Origin of the sequence: Nocardia amamiensis NBRC 102102 (assembly GCF_001612745.1) — a bacterium.
GTDB lineage: Bacteria > Actinomycetota > Actinomycetes > Mycobacteriales > Mycobacteriaceae > Nocardia > Nocardia amamiensis.
In genome coordinates this window covers 1-16,819 of record NZ_BDBA01000113.1, presented here as the reverse complement: position 1 = coordinate 16,819, position 16,819 = coordinate 1, and the positions used below count along the sequence as shown (strand labels likewise).

The following is a 16,819-nucleotide window of genomic DNA, read 5'->3' as shown; positions in this document are numbered from 1 at the left end:
CAGCACCGCAGCCGGACCGCTCCGGCGGATATCGAGTCTAAAACTACCCTTCGGCAGCGAGCTGGCCGCAGGCCGCAGCGATCTCCTGACCCCGCGTATCCCGCACGGTGCACGGCACACCCTGTGCCTCCACCCGCCGGACGAATTCGCGCTCAACGGGTTTGGGGCTGGCATCCCACTTGCTGCCCGGGGTGGGGTTGAGCGGGATGAGGTTGACGTGCACGCGGGAACCGAGGGCCTTGTGCAGCTTCTCACCGAGCATGTCGGCACGCCAGGGGTGATCGTTGATGTCACGGATCAGGGCGTATTCGACCGAGATACGACGACCGGTCTTGTCGGCGTAATACCTTGCGGCATCGAGGACTTCGGATACCGGCCAGCGGTTGTTGACCGGCACCAGCGTGTCCCGCAGCTCGTCGTCGGGAGTGTGCAGGGAGACCGCGAGAGTCACCGACAGCCCCTCGTCGGCGAGTTTGCGGATGGCAGGGGCAAGGCCGACCGTGGAGACGACCACATTGCGCTGCGAGATGCCGAGGCCGTCCGGAGCCGGGGAGGTGATCCGGCGGACGGCGGCGACCACGCGCTTGTAGTTGGCGAGCGGCTCACCCATGCCCATGAACACGATGTTCGACAGACGGCCGGGGCCGCCCGCAACCTCGCCGTCACGCAGAGCGGCGGCCGCGGCGCGCACCTGGTCGACGATCTCGGCGGTGGACAAGTTGCGGTCGAGGCCGCCTTGGCCGGTGGCGCAGAACGGGCAGGCCATGCCGCAGCCTGCCTGGCTGGAGATGCACAGGGTGTTGCGGTCCGGGTAGCGCATGAGCACGCTTTCCAGCAGCGTGCCATCGCCCGCGCGCCAGAGCGACTTGCGGGTGGTGCCCTCGTCGCAGACCACGTGCCGCACCTCGGTGAGCAGCGGCGGAAACAGCGCCTCGCCGATCTTCTCCCGCACCGCGGCGGGCAGGTCGGTCATCTCCGCCGGATCGGCCTGCAATCGCGCGTAGTACTGCCGGGCGATCTGATCGGCGCGGAACTTCGGCAGACCCAGCTCCTCGACGGCCGCGCGCCTGCCCTCGGCGTCGAGGTCGGCGAGATGGCGCGGCGGCATGCCGCGGCGCGGTGCATCGAAAACGAGGGGCAGGGAGACCGTCATAGTTGCTCCATTCTCCCATCCACGCGCACCGTGCCCACGTCGGCCCGACATACCCGGTTCGTTGCCAGGAAATCCCGGCGGCGGTGATAGCGGTCGGCAATGATCGAGTCATGTCCAACCACCCTGACCACATACCCGAGCCGGACCCGGACTTGGCGCACCCGCGCACCACGGAACCGGGCCGCACGTCCGAACCCCCGGCCAGGGCCGCGAAGCCGCTGTCCTCCCGCGCCGGCTACGCCTGGACGGGGCTGGTCGTCGGCGTCCTGATCCTGGTCGTCTTGCTGATCTTCATCGTGCAGAACCTCGATGAGGTGCAGGTGAACCTGTTCTTCTGGGAATTCACGCTTCCGCTCGGCGTCACGGTGCTGCTGTCGGTGATCGGCGGCGCACTGGTCATGGCGTCGGTCGGCGGTGTGCGCATTCTGCAGCTGCGCCGCCGGGCCAAGCAACGCTGAACGCTCAGAGCAGGGTGGACAGCACCAGCCAGGAAACGAACGCCGAAGGCAGCATGGAGTCGAGGCGGTCCATGATGCCGCCATGGCCCGGCAGCAGGGTGCCCATGTCCTTGATGCCCAGTTCCCGCTTGATCTGCGATTCGATGAGATCACCGCAGGTGGCCACCAGCACCAAGCCGACGCCGAGCACGACGCCGATCATCGAGTTGGCCTCCAGCAGCAGCGTCACCGTCAGCAGACCGCCGATCACGCTGAACACCAGCGAGCCGCAGAAGCCTTCCCACGACTTCTTCGGGCTGATCGAGGGCACCATCGGGTGCTTGCCGAACAGCACGCCCGCCACGTAGCCGCCGACATCGGAGCAGACCACCAGGATCATGAAGGTCAGCACCCGCAGGTTGCCGTCCGGCTCGAGCAGCAGCAGGGTGGCGAACGAGGCGAGCAGCGGGATCCACGCCAGCGTGAAGACCGTGATGGCGGTGTCACGTAAGAAGTTTCGCGGCGCGGTGCGCAGACCATGGTCGAACAACCGCCACACCATGCAGACCAGTGTGGTGGCGGCGAACGCGCCCGCGACACCGCTCGCACCGTATGGCCAGCCGAGCCAGAACACCGCCTGGCCACCCAGGATCAGCGGAACCCGGGGAACGAGCACGTCCGCTTCCCGCAGACGCTTGGCGACCTCCCAGGTCGCCACGCCCACTCCGGCCGCCGCGACACCGATGAACACCTTCGGCACGAACAGCAGGATCGCGATCAGCGACAAGCCGAGCCCGAGGCCGACGCTCAGCGCGGCAGGCAGATTACGGCCCGCCCGCGAACCGCTCGATGCCGGGTCGGAATGGGCGGCGACCGCATCGCCCTCGGACGTGGCTAGAGGTTCGGACACGCCGGCATCGTTCGCGTGCACTTGCCTCGCATCGGCTCTACCGTTCACCGGCGGCTCCTCGGCCGCACCGGTCGCGGCGGCGTTCTCGGCCACGATTGTCCCGTCGCTCACTCGTCGTTCCGTTCATCCCCCGCCCTGGCGGGCCCTCCGCTGTGTCGCACCGGCAGCGTTCCGGCGCCCTTCGCGGTTACGCAAGCTACCGCCTCCGGGCCTGCCGCTCATGCCGCTGGTTCTCCGGGCGGCATCCCCGACCGGACCAGCCCGGTGGCTCCTGCCCCCGGTCGGCGTCAGACCTCGAGCAGTTCGGCTTCCTTGTGCTTCACCAGTTCATCGACCTGTCCGACATACTTGGCGGTGGTCTTGTCGAGTTCCTTCTCGGCGCGGCCGACCTCGTCCTCGCCCGCCTCGCCGTCTTTCTGGATACGCGCCAACTCGTCCATGGCCTTGCGGCGCACATTGCGGATGGCGACCTTGGCGTCCTCGCCCTTGCCCTTGGCCTGCTTGGCTAGTTCGCGGCGGCGTTCCTCGGTCAGCTGCGGCACCGAGATCCGGATGATGTCACCGTTGTTGGTCGGGTTGACACCGAGGTCCGAATTGCGGATCGCCGTTTCGATCGGCCCGAGCTGGTTCGCCTCGTAGGGTTTGATCACGACCATGCGCGGCTCCGGCACCGTGATGCTGGACATCTGGGTGATCGGGGTCGGCGCACCGTAGTAGTCGACAACGACCCGGGAGAACATGCCCGGATTCGCCCGACCGGTGCGAATGGTTCCGAGATCGTCCTTCGCTACCGAGACGGCCTTCTCCATCTTCTCCTCGGCGTCGAAGAGCGCTTCTTCAATCACGACCGTTTCCTCCACAGCGTCGTCATGTCATGATCCGCGGTCCGCGGGTGTCAGGACCGAACCAATGTGCCGATCTTCTCACCGGCGACCGCGCGGGCGATATTGCCCTTGGTCAACAAATTGAACACCAGAATCGGCATCTGGTTGTCCATGCACAGGCTGAAGGCGGTCGCGTCGGCGACCTTGAGGTCGCGCTCGATGACCTCCTTGTGCGTGATCTCGGTATACATGGTCGCGGTCTCGTCGACCCGCGGGTCCGCGGTGAACACGCCGTCCACCGCCTTGGCCATCAGGACCACGTCCGCGCCGATCTCCAAGGCACGCTGCGCGGCGGTGGTGTCGGTGGAGAAGTACGGCATGCCCATGCCTGCACCGAAGATGACCACGCGCCCCTTCTCCAGGTGCCGCTTGGCGCGCAGCGGGAGATAGGGTTCGGCGACCTGTCCCATGGTGATCGCGGTCTGCACCCGGGTGTCCACCCCCTGCTGCTGCAGAAAGTCTTGCAGCGCAAGGCTGTTCATGACCGTGCCGAGCATGCCCATGTAGTCGGAGCGGGCGCGCTCCATGCCGCGCTCCTCGAGCTCGGCGCCGCGGAAGAAGTTCCCGCCGCCGATCACCACGGCCACCTGGACCCCCGTCGCGACCACCTCGGCGATCTGCTCGGCGACGGTCTGCACCACGTCCGGGTCCAGCCCGACCTTGCCTCCACCGAACATCTCACCGCCCAGTTTGAGCAGCACCCGGCGATATCCTGGGCGGTCGGTCCCCGGGTCCGTCATGGGTCTCCAGTCTCCTTCGGCGGTGGATTGTCGTTCTTCCGGCGAGTGGTGCGCACGGCAGGCGCCTGTGACATAGAACAAAGCGGAGCCGCACCTATCCTGCCCTATTCGGATCGAGCGGCAGCAGAAGGCCCCCCGTCAACCGGCGTTCACACGGTCGACGGGGGGCCTGCACGCTGGGGGTGCGGCGATCAGTTCGCGCCGACCTCGAAGCGGGCGAAGCGGGTGACGGTGACACCGGCCTCGTCCAGCAGCGCCTTGACGGTCTTCTTGGAATCGGTGACCGACGGCTGCTCCAGCAGCACGACGTCCTTGAAGAATCCGTTCACGCGGCCCTCGGTGATCTTCGGCAGCGCGGCCTCGGGCTTGCCCTCCTCGCGAGCGGTCTGCTCGGCGATGCGGCGCTCGTTCTCCACCAGGTCGGCCGGAACCTCGTCGCGGGTCACGTACTTGGCCTTGAGCGCGGCGACCTGCATGGCGGCGGCGCGGGCGGCCTCGGCCGCGGCCTCGCCCTCACCGGTGTACTCGACCAGCACGCCGACGGCGGGCGGCAGGTCCGAGGCACGCTTGTGCAGGTAGGTGGCGACCGGGCCGTTCAGCGAGATCACCCGGCGCAGCTCGAGCTTCTCGCCGATCTTCGCGGCGAGCGCCTGCACGGCCTCGTCGACGGTCTTGCCGCCCAGGTCCAGCGCCTTCAGCGTTTCCAGGTCGGCGGGCTTGGCGGCCGCCGCCACAGCGACGACCTGCTCGGCCAGCTGCTGGAACTCCGCGTTCTTCGCGACGAAGTCGGTCTCGGAGTTGATCTCGACCATGACGCCTTCTTTGGCGGCGACGAGGCCTTCGGCGGTGGTCCGCTCGGCACGCTTGCCGACGTCCTTGGCGCCCTTGATGCGCAGCAGTTCGACGGCCTTGTCGAAGTCACCGTCGGTCTCGGCCAGCGCATTCTTGCAGTCCATCATGCCGGAGCCGGTCAGCTCCCGGAGCCGCTTCACATCGGCAGCGGTGTAGTTCGCCATTCTCGGCGAGCCTCCTTTGGGAAGTGTGAGTTTCTGGTAGCGGCGATCACGATGGCACTCGCTCGTGATCGCCGCCGAAACAGTGTCTGAATTGCGCCCTTCGCGGGCCCCTCCGTGGTCACGCAGGCTACCGCCTCCGGGACCGTCGCTCAGGCCGCGGCGGTGACGAGTCTCAGGCCTCGGCCGAGGACTCGGCGGCCTCGGCACCGGGTGCGGCCTGCGCGAGCAGTTCCTGCTCCCACTCGGCCAGCGGCTCGCCGGCGCCCGCCTCGGGCTTCTCGTCGCCCGTGGACAGACCGGCGCGCGCCTGCACGCCCTCGGCCACCGCGGAGGCGACGACCTTGGTGAGCAGGGCGGCGGAGCGGATCGCGTCGTCGTTGCCCGGGATCGGGTAGTCGACCAGGTCGGGGTCGCAGTTGGTGTCCAGGATCGCGATGACCGGGATGTTCAGCTTGCGCGCCTCGCCGACGGCGATGTGCTCCTTGTTGGTGTCGACGACCCAGATGGCCGAGGGCACCTTCTGCATGTCGCGGATGCCGCCGAGGGTGCGCTCCAGCTTGTTCATCTCACGCGTCAGCATGAGGATTTCCTTCTTGGTGCGACCCTCGAAACCACCGGTCTGCTCCATGGCCTCGAGCTCCTTGAGGCGCTGCAGACGCTTGTGCACGGTGGAGAAGTTGGTGAGCATGCCACCCAGCCAGCGCTGGTTGACGTAGGGCATCCCGACGCGCGTCGCCTCGGCCGCGATCGACTCCTGGGCCTGCTTCTTGGTGCCGACGAAGAGGACAGTGCCACCGTGGGCGACGGTCTCCTTGACGAACTCGTAGGCCTTGTCGATGTAGGTCAGCGTCTGCTGCAGGTCGATGATGTAGATGCCGTTGCGGTCGGTGAAGATGAACCGCTTCATCTTCGGGTTCCAGCGCCGCGTCTGGTGCCCGAAGTGTGCGCCGCTGTCGAGCAGCTGCTTCATGGTTACGACAGCCATGGCTCTCGTATCTCTCTTTCGTTGCCGGTTGACGCAGCGAATCGGCGATCCGCTGCCCTGGCGCCGCCGAATCGTCGGACCCGACCGCGAGGGTTGGGACCAGCCGGCGATTCCCTGTTCCGAACACGCTGCCGCGAACCCAAAAAGCTGTTGAGCTCGATCGAACAGCGCCGTTACGAACAAGCACGGGTGGCGCGCGAAGTCGGTCCGTGCACGCACAGACCGCTCGATCAGTTTACGGCCTGGGGGCGGCCAGACCTAAATCGGCCGGATCCGAAGCCGTGACCAGGTGGAACACTGATTTTTCACAGTCGAGGAGGTTATCCACATTCTGTGGTTCAGCCGCTGCGAGGCGTCTGCGCCACAGGAGAGTGGAGGCATGAAACCGATCTCCACGACGACGACGTTGCTCATTCCGCTGTTGTTCGGTCTGGGCGTCTTCTCCGCGCCACCGGCCGCGGCCGATCCACACGTGGCGGAACGCGCACTCGGGGCGTGTGCGGGTTCCGTCTGCCTCCCATCCGTTTCCGAACTGCTGCGTCGTGCGCCGTTCCGGTTCCGGCAATCCGACGCGGGGACCGAGGACGACCATCTTGGACCCAGCTCTGCGTTGTCCGGGGTGTCCTCGTGTGAGCAGCCCGAATCCGCATGCACAGCTCAAGCGGTGCCCTCGACGGTCTCGCTCCGATGACTCCGTCGAGCGGCACGCGGGTACATCGACATCTCGCGTGGGTACTGGGGTTCGGCGTCGTCGCGGTCGTGTCGATGGAGCCGATGGCCGCCGCGGCACCCGAGAGCCGGTTCGTCTGGCCGCTGCAACCGCGGCCCGCGGTGGTGCGACGCTTCGACAAGCCCGCGCACAACTGGCTGCCCGGACATCGCGGGGTCGACCTGGCCGGAGCCGAGGGGCAGGCCGTGCTCGCTGCGGGAGAAGGGATAGTGATGTTCGCGGGAGCGGTGGCCGGCAAGCCGGTCGTGTCGATTGATCATCCCGGCGGGCTTCGCACGACCTACGAGCCGGTCCGCGCCGAGGTCACCGTGGGCAGGCGAGTCGGGCGCGGCACCAGAATCGGCACGTTGGAGTCCGGTCACCCGGGGTGCGCGACGCCGTGCCTGCACTGGGGAGCGCGCACCGAGGGCAGTGGGCGCCGCGCGCGCGAGTATCTGGACCCGCTCGGACTGCTCCATCTCACTCCGATGCGGCTCAAACCGGTGGGCTCGCGCGGGGTCGCGTCGCCGTCCACGAGCGGTCGATGGCTTTCGGGACGAACCCGGGCGCGAGGGGGTCAGCAGACCGCAACCGCTGTGATCGCAGTAAACCGGGGCGTCGCGCTCAGGCAGCACCGGGCCAAGCCCGCCGGTGAGCGCACGAGCGCGCCGACCGCCGCGTCGAACACCATCGCGGAGAGGCCGCGTCGCCGCCGAGGGAAAGCCGCGAATCGCCGGTGCGAGGTGAGCAGTGGCGGCGCCACACCGTGGGAGGTGAAGATCGACGTATGGAGGATGTGCTCGGCCGGCCACCGTTCACGTATCGCGAGGTGGGAGCGACCAAGGGTGTGCTGCCGGAGGGGTATCACCGATTCCGGCTGCGGCGTCCGATCGGCCGGGGCCGCGCATTGTTCGAGCACGTCGGCGCGGAGATCCTGGCCTATCGAATGCAGAAGGGCACCGGGATCTTCCAATACGCCGACACTCCGACGGCCGAGCCTGGCAGCGCCATCACCGTACGGCTCGGGGCCGGTCCGGTGGCGATCACCGCGCCGTGCCGCGTGGTGTACGTGCTCGATGAACCGGACCGGCGAGGGTTCGCGTACGGCACATTGCCGGGGCATCCGGAGGCGGGCGAGGAACTGTTCGCGGTCGAATACGACTCGGGCGACGAAACCGTGTACGGGCTGGTCATCGCGTTCTCCCGTCCCGCAGCCTGGTACACGCGACTCGGTGGACCGGCTGTGCGGCTCATCCAGCGCTTCGTCGCGGGCAAATACATCGCGGCGTTGCCGACATCGGTCTGAGCGCGGTCGGCAACGGCCTCGAATGCGGCCGAGCAATGCTCCGACCGGGGCAACGACATCGGGCACACGCCGCTATCGCCCCTGGCGATCACGGCGTCACGATGGCGAAATCGGGGTCCGGCGCGTCGAAGATGTTCACCAGTTCGGCGAGTTTGGTGACATCTCCCTCGATGACGATGTCGCCCGCGGCCGCGGCGACGCCGAAGTCCTCGCCCGCCAGCAGCACTCGGATCAGCGTGGCCTTGGTCAGGGTGAACGTGGCGTCAGGTTCCGGAAGGGACATACCGGGGACCGCATCGAAGTGGGTGAGGCGCCCATTGCGCAGTTCGAGCCGATGGGTGCGGTCCTCGTCGGTGAGGATCCAATCCGTCACCAACCGATGGTCCCACGCCTTGGGTCCGTCGACGCGCAACGCCAAGGCGTCGAAGATCTGGTCGACGGTCAGTGTCGCGACCACGGTCGGCGATTCGGTCTTGGTCGGCGTCCCGAACGAACCGTAGCGCAGCTCGTAGGCTCCACTGAGATAGAAATTGCGCCAGGTCGCGTTCTCCGCGCCATAGCCGAGTTGCTCGAAGGTGCTGGCCTGCAATTCTTTCGCAGCGTCGTGGTCCGGCTCGGCGAAGATGACGTAGTTGAGCACCTGCGCCACCCATCGGTAGTCCCCGGCGTCGTAGGAGACCCTCGCCTTGCGCAGCACTTCGTCCGCGCCGCCCATGAATTCGACGTGCCGCCGCGCGGATTCGACCGGCGGATGCTCCCAGAGATGCGCGGGGTTGCCGTCGAACCAGCCCATGTAGCGCTGATAGATGGCCTTGACGTTGTGACTGACCGATCCGTAATACCCGCGCGTGTGCCACGCCTGTTCGACGGCCGGTGGCAGCGTCAACATTTCGGCGATCTCCGCGCCGACGTACCCCTGGTTCAGCAGCCGCACCGTCTGGTCGTGCAGGTACCCGTACAGATCGCGTTGCAGCGCAAGGAACTCGACAAGCCGCGACGTGCCCCAGGTCGGCCAGTTGTGCGACGCGAAGACCACGTCGGACCGGCGGGCGAAAAGATTGATCGCCTCGGTCAGGTACTTCGCCCAGACATGCGCGTCGCGCACCAGCGCGCCGCGCAGCGTGAGCACGTTGTGCATGGTGTGAGTCGCGTTCTCCGCCATGCACAGTGCGCGACGGTCGGGGAAGTAGAAGTTCATCTCCGCGGGCGCTTCGGTGCCGGGCGTGAGCTGGAAGACTATTCGTATCCCGTCGACCGTCTCCTCCTGTCCGGTCGTGGTGATGACGACTGTCGGAGTTATCGATGTGACTGTGCCGACCGAGGTGGTCTGGCCGAGGCCCGCCCCGACCGCGCCGAGCGGGCCGCGCGGCAGCACAGCGCCGTACATGTATCCCGCGCGACGCGCCATCGCCGTGCCCGCGTAAATGTTCTCGGCCACAGCGTGTTCCACGAAGCCCGCGGGCGCCAGCACCGGACAGCGGCCTTCGGCGGCATCGTCGGCGGTCGTGACACCGAGCGCGCCGCCGAAATGGTCAACGTGCGAATGGGTGTAGATCAGGCCGGTCACCGGACGGTCGCCGCGGTGTGCCCGGTAGAGCGCGAGACCGGCCGCCGCGGTCTCCGCGGAGATCAGCGGATCGATCACCAGGACACCGGTTTTGCCTTCGACCAGGGTCATATTGGAGATGTCCAGCCCGCGGATCTGGTAAGTGCCCTCCGTGACCTCGAACAAGCCCTGCTTCACCACCAGCCCGGACTGCCGCCAGAGGCTGGGATGCACCGACGCCGGGCAGGGTTCGCGCAGGAAGGCGTAGGAGTCGTTGTCCCACACGACGGTTCCGTCTTCGGCGGTCACCACGCCGGGCTCGAGCGCGGCGATGAACCCGCGTTCCGCGTCGGCCAGATCGGCGGTGTCGGCCGATGGCAGCGCGGCGGCGGCACGTTGGTGCTCCGCGACGATGAAGCGGCTCGGCTCACTCGCTGTGCTCATTGTCGTCCTCCTCACGTGTCGACCAACCATGCTGTCTGCCTGCCTTTCACGGCGGTGGATCGAGAAAACCGGCTGCAGCGACCGCGACGACGGCGACCGCAACCGCCGACGCGACGACAACGGGATGACCGTGTGCGTACCGGCCTCTGCGCAAGCTGCGATTGCGTACATAGCAGGCCCCGGCCAGCGCTACCATCGCGAGCGCGGCGGCGATGGGCGCGATCGCGGACGGACGCCATCCACTGCCCAGGGCGTAGTGCAGAAACAGCGTGCCGACCACCATCGACGCCACCGCGGTGCGCCGCCACGCCAGTGCGGTACGTTCGGCGGCCAAATGCGGTGCGTTCATCGCAGCAGCACCGCCAGGCCTGCCAACACGGAGACGATCGCGATACCGGCGGACAGGATCGGCACCAGCACCGTGTCCGGCAACGGCCCACCCTGCCGCATGGCCACACCGACGCGCCGCCAGTGCGTGTACGCGCCGACCGCGACCACCGCCGCCAGCACCAGGCAGCTCAACGCGATCGCGCGCCGGAGCCCGGCCATCCGGAACGACTGCACCAGCGTGTGCACCGCGACACCACCGGCCAGCAAACCCAAGGAGGTGCGCATCCAGGCCAGGAAGGTGCGTTCGTTCGCGAGCGTGAAGCGGTAGTCGAGTTCCTCTTCGCCCTCTTCCGATTCGGCATCGGGGTTCGGCAGCGTCACGCCGCCTCGGCTCTGGTCGCGGGTTGCCGCGCATCGGCGCACGTGCCGCTTCCCGTACCCGGCCGCTGGTGCCGGATGCGACCGCATAGCCTGGCGTCGAGCGGTTTACGACCAGGTGAGCGCACGTCCGGCCGGCCGGACGGCACGCCGCACAACGCTCTGTCGATCCGCCGGCGATCGCGGCCTTCCGGCGACGCACCCAGATCGCCGCGCGCACGCGGCACCGCCGCACGCGACCGGCCCGGTTCGCAGCGTCCATCGACAGCACTGCGCTGGTCGGCGGCGATCACGGGCATCACTCCATCGCTCGTAGCGTTGGCAAACGATCCGCTACGTCAGACTAGTCGGAGGCCCAGATGCCATCCAAGCTTCCAGCACGCCCGTGACCCGCTGGTTATGCGCGGGCTACGTCAGCTCGCGATCGCGGCCTCGAACGCCATGGCCAGGCGCGAGACCTCCGACGACATCAGCGCAGGGCGCAGCGAACCGATCGACCGCAATTCTTCCGCGATCGGATGGTGGCCCAGGGTCGAGTTCGCCCCGCCGAAACCTGCTCGCAGACCAGAAGGCCGCATCTGTCACCGCGTGCAGCGAGTGGTCCCGCCGATGTGCGAATACGTGTCGAAGCAGGACGCGGTCGCGCGGCAGCCCGGTGTCATGAGCCCGGGGCGGATCGTGAGATCCGCGATCAACTGTCCGTTCCGGGTTCGGGTGCAGCGCACCGCTGCGAGTCCGGCCCTCGTGGTCGACGTCAACGCCTTGCTGGGCGTTGGCGCAGCCCCGGTGCGCCGCGTGGTCATACGGACCGAGCCCGCCCGAAACGACTCCGGCTACGATTGCCCCGCCGCGTTGCGCAGACGGGCCTCCAGGCCGTCGAGCACGCAGAGCAGGCCGAAATCGAAGGCCATGGCGCGCGCGACCTCTGGATCCGTCGGCGCGGTAGCCCGCATATCCGCGAGCATGTCGGGGTAGCCGACGCTGAGGTCCTCCATCACGCGCAGCATGCCGTCGGTGTCCATCTCGGCCCCGCCCGATGCCTTCACCCAGGCGATCTCCGGAATGACTTGGCCGAGCACGAAACCCATCACCGTTCCTCCGGCCAGATAGATGTCCACGCCTTGGAAACCCGCCCGGACGAACGCGCGCCGCAACCGATCGCTCACCTCGAGCGAATTCGGACCGATGCTGGGCAACTGCCCGACCAGCGACGCCACCCACGGATGCTCCCGGATCGTCGTGCGCAAGCTGTAGGCGAAGGTGGTCAGCAGCTCACGCCAGGACGCCTGCTCTGGCTCCGGGGTCTGCACCATGCCCCAGAACTGGTCGAGCACCAGCTCGAGCAACTCCTCCTTGTTCGCGACATGCCAGTACAGGCTGGTCGCGCCTGCGCCGAGCTTCGCACCGAGCTTGCGCATGCTCAGCGACTCCAGCCCCTCGGCGTCGAGAATCTCGACGGCCGCGGTGATGATCTGATCGCGGCTGAGCCCGGACGTCTTGGGCTGGCGCGGTTCCCGGGTCCATACCGAGGTGAACTGCTTGGTCACCCCTAGATCTTATATTCACTCGCACACCGTTCGAGTTTATCGTACGCTGTGCGAGTGGAATCGAACGTTGTACGAGACCCCCGTCGCTGGTGGGTTCTGGTAGTCCTGTGCCTGTCCCTGCTGGTGCTGATGCTCGACAGCACCGTGCTCAATCTCGCGATCCCGTCGCTGATTCGGGAACTGAACGCCACACCGTCGGACGTCCAGTGGATTCTGGACGCGTACGTGCTGGTCTTCGCCGGCCTCCTGCTCACCGCGGGCAGCCTGTCCGACCGATTCGGCAGGCGGCGTGCACTGATCACCGGACTGGCCCTGTTCGGACTGGCGTCACTGGCCGCCGTACTGGCCACCGAACCGTGGCAGGTCGTCGCCGCCCGCGCCGCGATGGGCGTCGGCGGCTCGCTGCTCATGCCTTCGACCCTGTCGATCCTGATGACCACCTTCGCCGAGGACGAACGCCGCACGGCGATGGCGGCGTGGTCGACGGTCTCGATGGTCGGCATCGTCGCCGGACCGACACTGGGCGGCTTTTTGCTCGAGGACTACTGGTGGGGTTCGGTGTTCCTGCTCAATATCCCGGTGGCGGTCTTGGCGATCGTGGCGGCCTTGGTGCTCATGCCGGAGACCACCGGAGAGCAGCGGCCTGTCGACCTCGTCGGCGTGCTGTTATCCATCGTGGCGCTCAGCGCGACCGTCTACGTGATCATCGAGCGGGAATGGAACATCGGCATGATCGCGCTGGCCGCCGTGACGGCGCTCGCGTTCGTCGTGTGGGAGAGCCGGTCGGCGCATCCGATGCTGCCGTTGGCGGTGTTCCGCAGCCGGGACTTCACCGGCACCTGCTTCACGCTGCTGCTGATGGTCTTCGGCATGGGTGCGGTCATGCTGATGCTCACCCAATACCTGCAATTCGTGCTCGGCTACGGACCTATGAAAGCCGGTCTGGCGCTGCTGCCCTACGCCGTGGCCGCGGCCGTCTGCAACGGGCTCGGCGCCACCCTCGGAAAGACGCTCAGCAATAAGACGCTCATCGTCTCCGGTCTGCTCGTCATGGGCGGGGCATTCGGCATCCTGGCCGTAGCGAGCGGCTACCTCGGGATCCTTGTCAGCATGCTGGTGATGGGCATCGGCGGCGGTTTGGCCGGACCGGCCGCCTATGCGGCCATCATGAGCGCCATCCCGCTCGAACACGCCGGCGTCGGGTCCGCGATGAACGACACATTGCAGCAGGTCGGCTTGGCGATCAGCATCGCGATCCTGGGCAGCGTGCTGGCCGGGGTATTCACCTCGAACATGCCCGGGGACGCCCCCGACGCGGCGCGCGAATCCATCGGCGCCGCGTTCGGGCTCGGCTACATAGAACCGGCCAAGGACGCCTTCACCGCTGCCATGTCGACCGGAGCGTGGATCAGTGCTGGATTCAGCATCGCCGCCGCTGCGCTCGGCGCGGCCCTACTGCGCGCCCGACGGGCGGAATCGGCCGAGCAGCCGGAACCGGCAGCGGTGACGAGCGCGTGATCGGTGTCGGCGGGCCGCGATGGTCGTTGATGATCCCCATCGCGGGCGCCGCCGACCAACGGCCATCGGCGCCAGATCGCGATATCGGCGTCCTGAATTCACCCGGTATGAATGATTCCGACCCGGGGGCTGATGGTCTCATGCGCGCCCTCCGAGCAAAGTTGGTGGTGTGTTCGCATTCTGCCAGCCTTCAGCAGACGAGGGCTAGTGAATCAATCAGTCGCAGGAGACATCATGATCACGAACAAAATGCGCGCAACGGCGGCGGCAGTAGCGGTCGCACCGGTCATCGCCCTCGGTTCCGGATTTGCTTCCGCGGCCCCGGACGTGGCCCCTGTGCCCGTAGCGGATAATTCCGCGGTTCCGGCCCAGGTCGAGCCCGCTACCTTGGGCCTGTTCTGGCCTCTGGGCATATTCTGTGCCCCATTGCTGCTCCTTCCGCCGGTCATCAACGCGGTCGCCGTGTTCGTGTGCGCCGTTTAACCGCACTCGATAGAACGGCACCGAGGACGAGAGCGCCACGCGTCGCATCTGAGGCTGTGGCGTAACGCGCAGGTCTCGTCTGGTGGCAAAGCAGCCCCAGCCGGGCTCGACGTCGCGGGCCGAATGTGTACTCGTCCCACCGACGCGCCCGGCCGGGGATGCGTATGGGCATTTATCCGTGACGCGCGGACAAATGCGGTTCAATTATCGGATGACAATGTTCAGGAAACTCGTTGGCGCTGCCGCGGCACTCGCCGCGGCCGCCGCGCTATTCGGGGCGTCGTCAGTTACCGCACAGGCCCAGGGACCGGCCGTGCTGGGCGGCGGTTCCGGCATCATCGTCGCGGACCAGAACGTATGCACTCTCACCACGATCGGGCGCGACGCCGGAGGCCGGCTGGTCGGGTTCACCGCGGCACACTGCGGAGCGGCGGGATCCACGGTCGTGCCCGACACCAACCGCGACGCCGGCGTCGTCGGCACCTTCGACTACACCAATAGCGAACTCGACTACGCCGTGATCGTGTTCGATCCGGGCAAGGTCGTGCCCGTGAACCAGGTGGGCGGCACGACGATCACAGGAGTCGGGGGCCCTGCGCAGTTCCCGGACATCGCCTGCAAGGAAGGCCGGGGCACCGGGCGGACCTGCGGGCTGACCTACGGCGACGTGTTCGGCGGCGGCGCTCTCACCTGGACTCAGATGTGTGTCGTTCCGGGTGATTCGGGCGCACCGGTCGTGGTGGGGACGACCCTCGTCGGCATGGTCAACGGGTACCTGAGCGTGCCGTGCCTCGGTCCGGAGGTCGGCGCGAATATCACCGCCATCATGAATGACGCGAACGCGCGCGGCGGCGCCGGAGCGGGGTTCGACCCGGTCTAGCCGGGCGCTGCGCAGAGCTCCGCGGCAGCCCGGCCGGAATAATCACCGCTCGTGCTCGACTATCACGCCGCTTTCGATCGCACGTTCGACCAAGAACGAGCGCTTCTGATTCGGCGGCAAGGCCGGGACGCGGAATTTGTCGAACAGCGCCCGCATGTGCGTCTTGACCGTTGAGACAGTCAGGCACAAATCGTGCGCGATCTGACTGTTCGACGCGGGGTACGAATACGCGTTCCGCGCGTCGTACGGGCGGCACAGCGCCTCGAGCACCAGATATTGGGCGTCGGTCAGCGAATTCCGGGAGGGCTGCTGCGCAGAAAGTGCGATCGTCATTTCCTCTGCCGAGGAGGTGCCGTCCCGGAAAATGAGCAGTGAGCGGCCCATGCGAATCCGGTCGCCGGAACTGAGTTTGCGGCGACCGCCGACGCGCTCGCCGTTGACGAAAGTCCCGTTTTTCGACAGCCCGTCGTCGATGACGACCCAGCAATCGCAGACGCGTTCGATGATGGCGTGCAGCCGGGAAACGGTGGCGTCGGCTGTCACGGTGATGTCGGCCGCGCTCGACCGCCCGATTGTCACGGTAGGCGTATCACCATTCAGGGGAATCTCACGCCACGTTCCCGGCCCCATCGGCTGGGACAGCGTCGACACCGCGCCCGGCCGCGCCCGCGCGGGCTGACCTGGCAGTGAGTACAGTCCGCGACGCAGGGCCTGTGGTCCGCTCGACGTAGACGTCATCGCCTGTTTCCCACTCCGAGCACGTCATGGATTGCGGGTACTGATTCGCACCTTCCAGGGTGCGCCCTCTGGACCCCGATCACATCCGAATTCAACTACTTCAACGCGATCTTGTGACAGGACCAGGGAAACGAATACTGCGCCCCGCGTGTACGCCCCCAAAACAGACTGACAGTCGGAAATTGCCCTAGCCGAACGAGCAATCGGCGGGCCAGCACAGTCGGATGAGCGTGATCATCCGACCACGAACCGCCGCCGATTTGCACGGCTGCGCCGCGGCTCTCCGGCAAGTACACGAGGTCGACCGGTACCCGGATACCTGGCCGACCGACCCGATGGCTTGGTTGTCTCCGTCGAAGCTGATCGCGGCTCGCGTCGCCGAGCAGGCAGGGAGGGTCGTCGGACACGTTGGTCTCGGCACAAGCGGCGAACCTCCCTGGGCCGTGCATAGAGCTGTCGGCACGCTCGCTGTGGCGTGGGTCATCCGGCTGTATGTCATACCGTCCGCGCGTCGGGCGGGAGTCGGTTCGCAACTGCTGGCGGCGTCCGTGCGAATGGCGGCAAGCCGGGGACAGTGTGCTGCGCTCACCGTGGAGTCCCGCGGTGCGGCGGCGATCGCGTTGTACGAGCGCAGCGGTTGGCGACGCGTACGTAGCGCACCTGGCGACTGGCATACAGGGGAGGAACAGGCGGCATGGATGCACTACTACGTCAGCCCATGAGACCCCTCGCCCCACGACACTCTGACCGCCGGTCCCCGCGTCATCTCAGCGCGCAGATGGAACGCACCCACCTATCACTCACCTACGCTCAGA

The 16,819-nt window shown here is 67.2% G+C and carries 19 protein-coding genes and 1 pseudogene; 8 read left to right on the top strand and 12 right to left on the bottom strand.

Annotation, left to right across the window (positions count from 1 at the left end):
- Nucleotides 1–43: 43 nt before the first annotated feature.
- Nucleotides 44–1,153 carry a dual-specificity RNA methyltransferase RlmN gene (gene rlmN, locus NA4_RS20985; protein WP_067472449.1) on the bottom strand — a complete coding sequence of 370 codons (1,110 nt, stop codon included), beginning with the start codon at nucleotides 1,151–1,153 and terminating at the stop codon, nucleotides 44–46.
- A gap of 110 nt (nucleotides 1,154–1,263) precedes the next feature.
- Here rlmN and NA4_RS20980 point away from each other — a divergent pair, with 110 nt between their 5' ends.
- Nucleotides 1,264–1,611 (top strand): LapA family protein, encoded by a 348-nt coding sequence (locus NA4_RS20980; RefSeq protein WP_067472504.1) that lies wholly within the window; start codon nucleotides 1,264–1,266, stop codon nucleotides 1,609–1,611.
- 4 nt (nucleotides 1,612–1,615) lie between these two features.
- Here the strand turns inward: NA4_RS20980 and NA4_RS20975 are convergent, their stop codons facing one another.
- From NA4_RS20975 to rpsB, 5 genes are all read right to left on the bottom strand, one after another.
- Nucleotides 1,616–2,521 carry a phosphatidate cytidylyltransferase gene (locus NA4_RS20975; protein ID WP_067472501.1) on the bottom strand — a complete coding sequence of 302 codons (906 nt, stop codon included), beginning with the start codon at nucleotides 2,519–2,521 and terminating at the stop codon, nucleotides 1,616–1,618.
- A 266-nt stretch (nucleotides 2,522–2,787) separates the two neighbouring features.
- Nucleotides 2,788–3,345, bottom strand: coding sequence for a ribosome recycling factor (gene frr / locus NA4_RS20970; RefSeq protein ID WP_067472498.1), 558 nt, complete (start codon nucleotides 3,343–3,345; stop codon nucleotides 2,788–2,790).
- Between the two features lie 50 nt (nucleotides 3,346–3,395).
- Nucleotides 3,396–4,124, bottom strand: coding sequence for a UMP kinase (pyrH, locus tag NA4_RS20965; RefSeq protein ID WP_039799499.1), 729 nt, complete (start codon nucleotides 4,122–4,124; stop codon nucleotides 3,396–3,398).
- Between the two features lie 191 nt (nucleotides 4,125–4,315).
- Entirely contained in the window at nucleotides 4,316–5,140 is an 825-nt protein-coding gene (gene tsf, locus NA4_RS20960) for a translation elongation factor Ts (protein ID WP_067472446.1), read from the bottom strand.
- 172 nt (nucleotides 5,141–5,312) lie between these two features.
- On the bottom strand, nucleotides 5,313–6,125 hold the full coding sequence (gene rpsB, locus NA4_RS20955; protein ID WP_067472443.1) for a 30S ribosomal protein S2: 813 nt from the start codon (nucleotides 6,123–6,125) through the stop codon (nucleotides 5,313–5,315).
- Between the two features lie 379 nt (nucleotides 6,126–6,504).
- Between rpsB and NA4_RS40570 the strand changes: the two genes are divergently transcribed.
- The 3 genes and pseudogenes from NA4_RS40570 (at nucleotide 6,505) to NA4_RS20945 (ending at nucleotide 8,140) form a co-directional block, all read left to right on the top strand.
- Complete coding sequence (locus tag NA4_RS40570) at nucleotides 6,505–6,816, top strand: hypothetical protein (protein ID WP_157129182.1); 312 nt, start codon at nucleotides 6,505–6,507, stop codon at nucleotides 6,814–6,816.
- Between the two features lie 74 nt (nucleotides 6,817–6,890).
- Nucleotides 6,891–7,343, top strand: a pseudogene (locus NA4_RS39275) (M23 family metallopeptidase); the annotation flags it as partial.
- Nucleotides 7,344–7,621: 278 nt separating this feature from the next.
- Nucleotides 7,622–8,140 carry a DUF1990 domain-containing protein gene (locus NA4_RS20945; RefSeq protein WP_067472437.1) on the top strand — a complete coding sequence of 173 codons (519 nt, stop codon included), beginning with the start codon at nucleotides 7,622–7,624 and terminating at the stop codon, nucleotides 8,138–8,140.
- An 88-nt stretch (nucleotides 8,141–8,228) separates the two neighbouring features.
- Here NA4_RS20945 and NA4_RS20940 read toward each other — a convergent pair whose 3' ends face one another.
- The 5 genes from NA4_RS20940 to NA4_RS20915 all read right to left on the bottom strand — a co-directional run bounded on the left by NA4_RS20940 (nucleotide 8,229) and on the right by NA4_RS20915 (nucleotide 12,385).
- Nucleotides 8,229–10,130 carry an alkyl/aryl-sulfatase gene (locus NA4_RS20940; protein ID WP_067472434.1) on the bottom strand — a complete coding sequence of 634 codons (1,902 nt, stop codon included), beginning with the start codon at nucleotides 10,128–10,130 and terminating at the stop codon, nucleotides 8,229–8,231.
- A 46-nt stretch (nucleotides 10,131–10,176) separates the two neighbouring features.
- On the bottom strand, nucleotides 10,177–10,479 hold the full coding sequence (locus tag NA4_RS20935) for a DUF202 domain-containing protein (protein WP_067472431.1): 303 nt from the start codon (nucleotides 10,477–10,479) through the stop codon (nucleotides 10,177–10,179).
- A complete protein-coding gene (locus tag NA4_RS20930; RefSeq protein WP_067472428.1) occupies nucleotides 10,476–10,841 on the bottom strand; it encodes a YidH family protein in 366 nt (121 codons plus the stop codon). Before NA4_RS20930 ends, NA4_RS20935 begins: the two co-directional genes overlap by 4 nt.
- A 410-nt stretch (nucleotides 10,842–11,251) precedes the next feature.
- Nucleotides 11,252–11,416, bottom strand: a complete 165-nt coding sequence (locus tag NA4_RS40565; protein ID WP_157129181.1) for a hypothetical protein — start codon at nucleotides 11,414–11,416, stop codon at nucleotides 11,252–11,254.
- Nucleotides 11,417–11,671: 255 nt separating this feature from the next.
- Nucleotides 11,672–12,385 (bottom strand): TetR/AcrR family transcriptional regulator, encoded by a 714-nt coding sequence (locus NA4_RS20915; protein WP_067472418.1) that lies wholly within the window; start codon nucleotides 12,383–12,385, stop codon nucleotides 11,672–11,674.
- Nucleotides 12,386–12,439: 54 nt separating this feature from the next.
- Here NA4_RS20915 and NA4_RS20910 point away from each other — a divergent pair, with 54 nt between their 5' ends.
- The 3 genes from NA4_RS20910 (at nucleotide 12,440) to NA4_RS20900 (ending at nucleotide 15,266) form a co-directional block, all read left to right on the top strand.
- Nucleotides 12,440–13,903, top strand: a complete 1,464-nt coding sequence (locus NA4_RS20910; protein WP_067472415.1) for an MFS transporter — start codon at nucleotides 12,440–12,442, stop codon at nucleotides 13,901–13,903.
- A gap of 234 nt (nucleotides 13,904–14,137) precedes the next feature.
- Nucleotides 14,138–14,386, top strand: a complete 249-nt coding sequence (locus tag NA4_RS20905) for a hypothetical protein (RefSeq protein WP_067472412.1) — start codon at nucleotides 14,138–14,140, stop codon at nucleotides 14,384–14,386.
- Nucleotides 14,387–14,603: 217 nt separating this feature from the next.
- Nucleotides 14,604–15,266 (top strand): chymotrypsin family serine protease, encoded by a 663-nt coding sequence (locus NA4_RS20900; protein WP_067472409.1) that lies wholly within the window; start codon nucleotides 14,604–14,606, stop codon nucleotides 15,264–15,266.
- 42 nt (nucleotides 15,267–15,308) lie between these two features.
- Here the strand turns inward: NA4_RS20900 and NA4_RS20895 are convergent, their stop codons facing one another.
- Nucleotides 15,309–15,917, bottom strand: coding sequence for an FHA domain-containing protein (locus NA4_RS20895; RefSeq protein WP_245671515.1), 609 nt, complete (start codon nucleotides 15,915–15,917; stop codon nucleotides 15,309–15,311).
- A 311-nt stretch (nucleotides 15,918–16,228) separates the two neighbouring features.
- Between NA4_RS20895 and NA4_RS43700 the strand changes: the two genes are divergently transcribed.
- Nucleotides 16,229–16,726, top strand: a complete 498-nt coding sequence (locus NA4_RS43700) for a GNAT family N-acetyltransferase (RefSeq protein ID WP_067472402.1) — start codon at nucleotides 16,229–16,231, stop codon at nucleotides 16,724–16,726.
- Nucleotides 16,727–16,819: the final 93 nt, after the last annotated feature.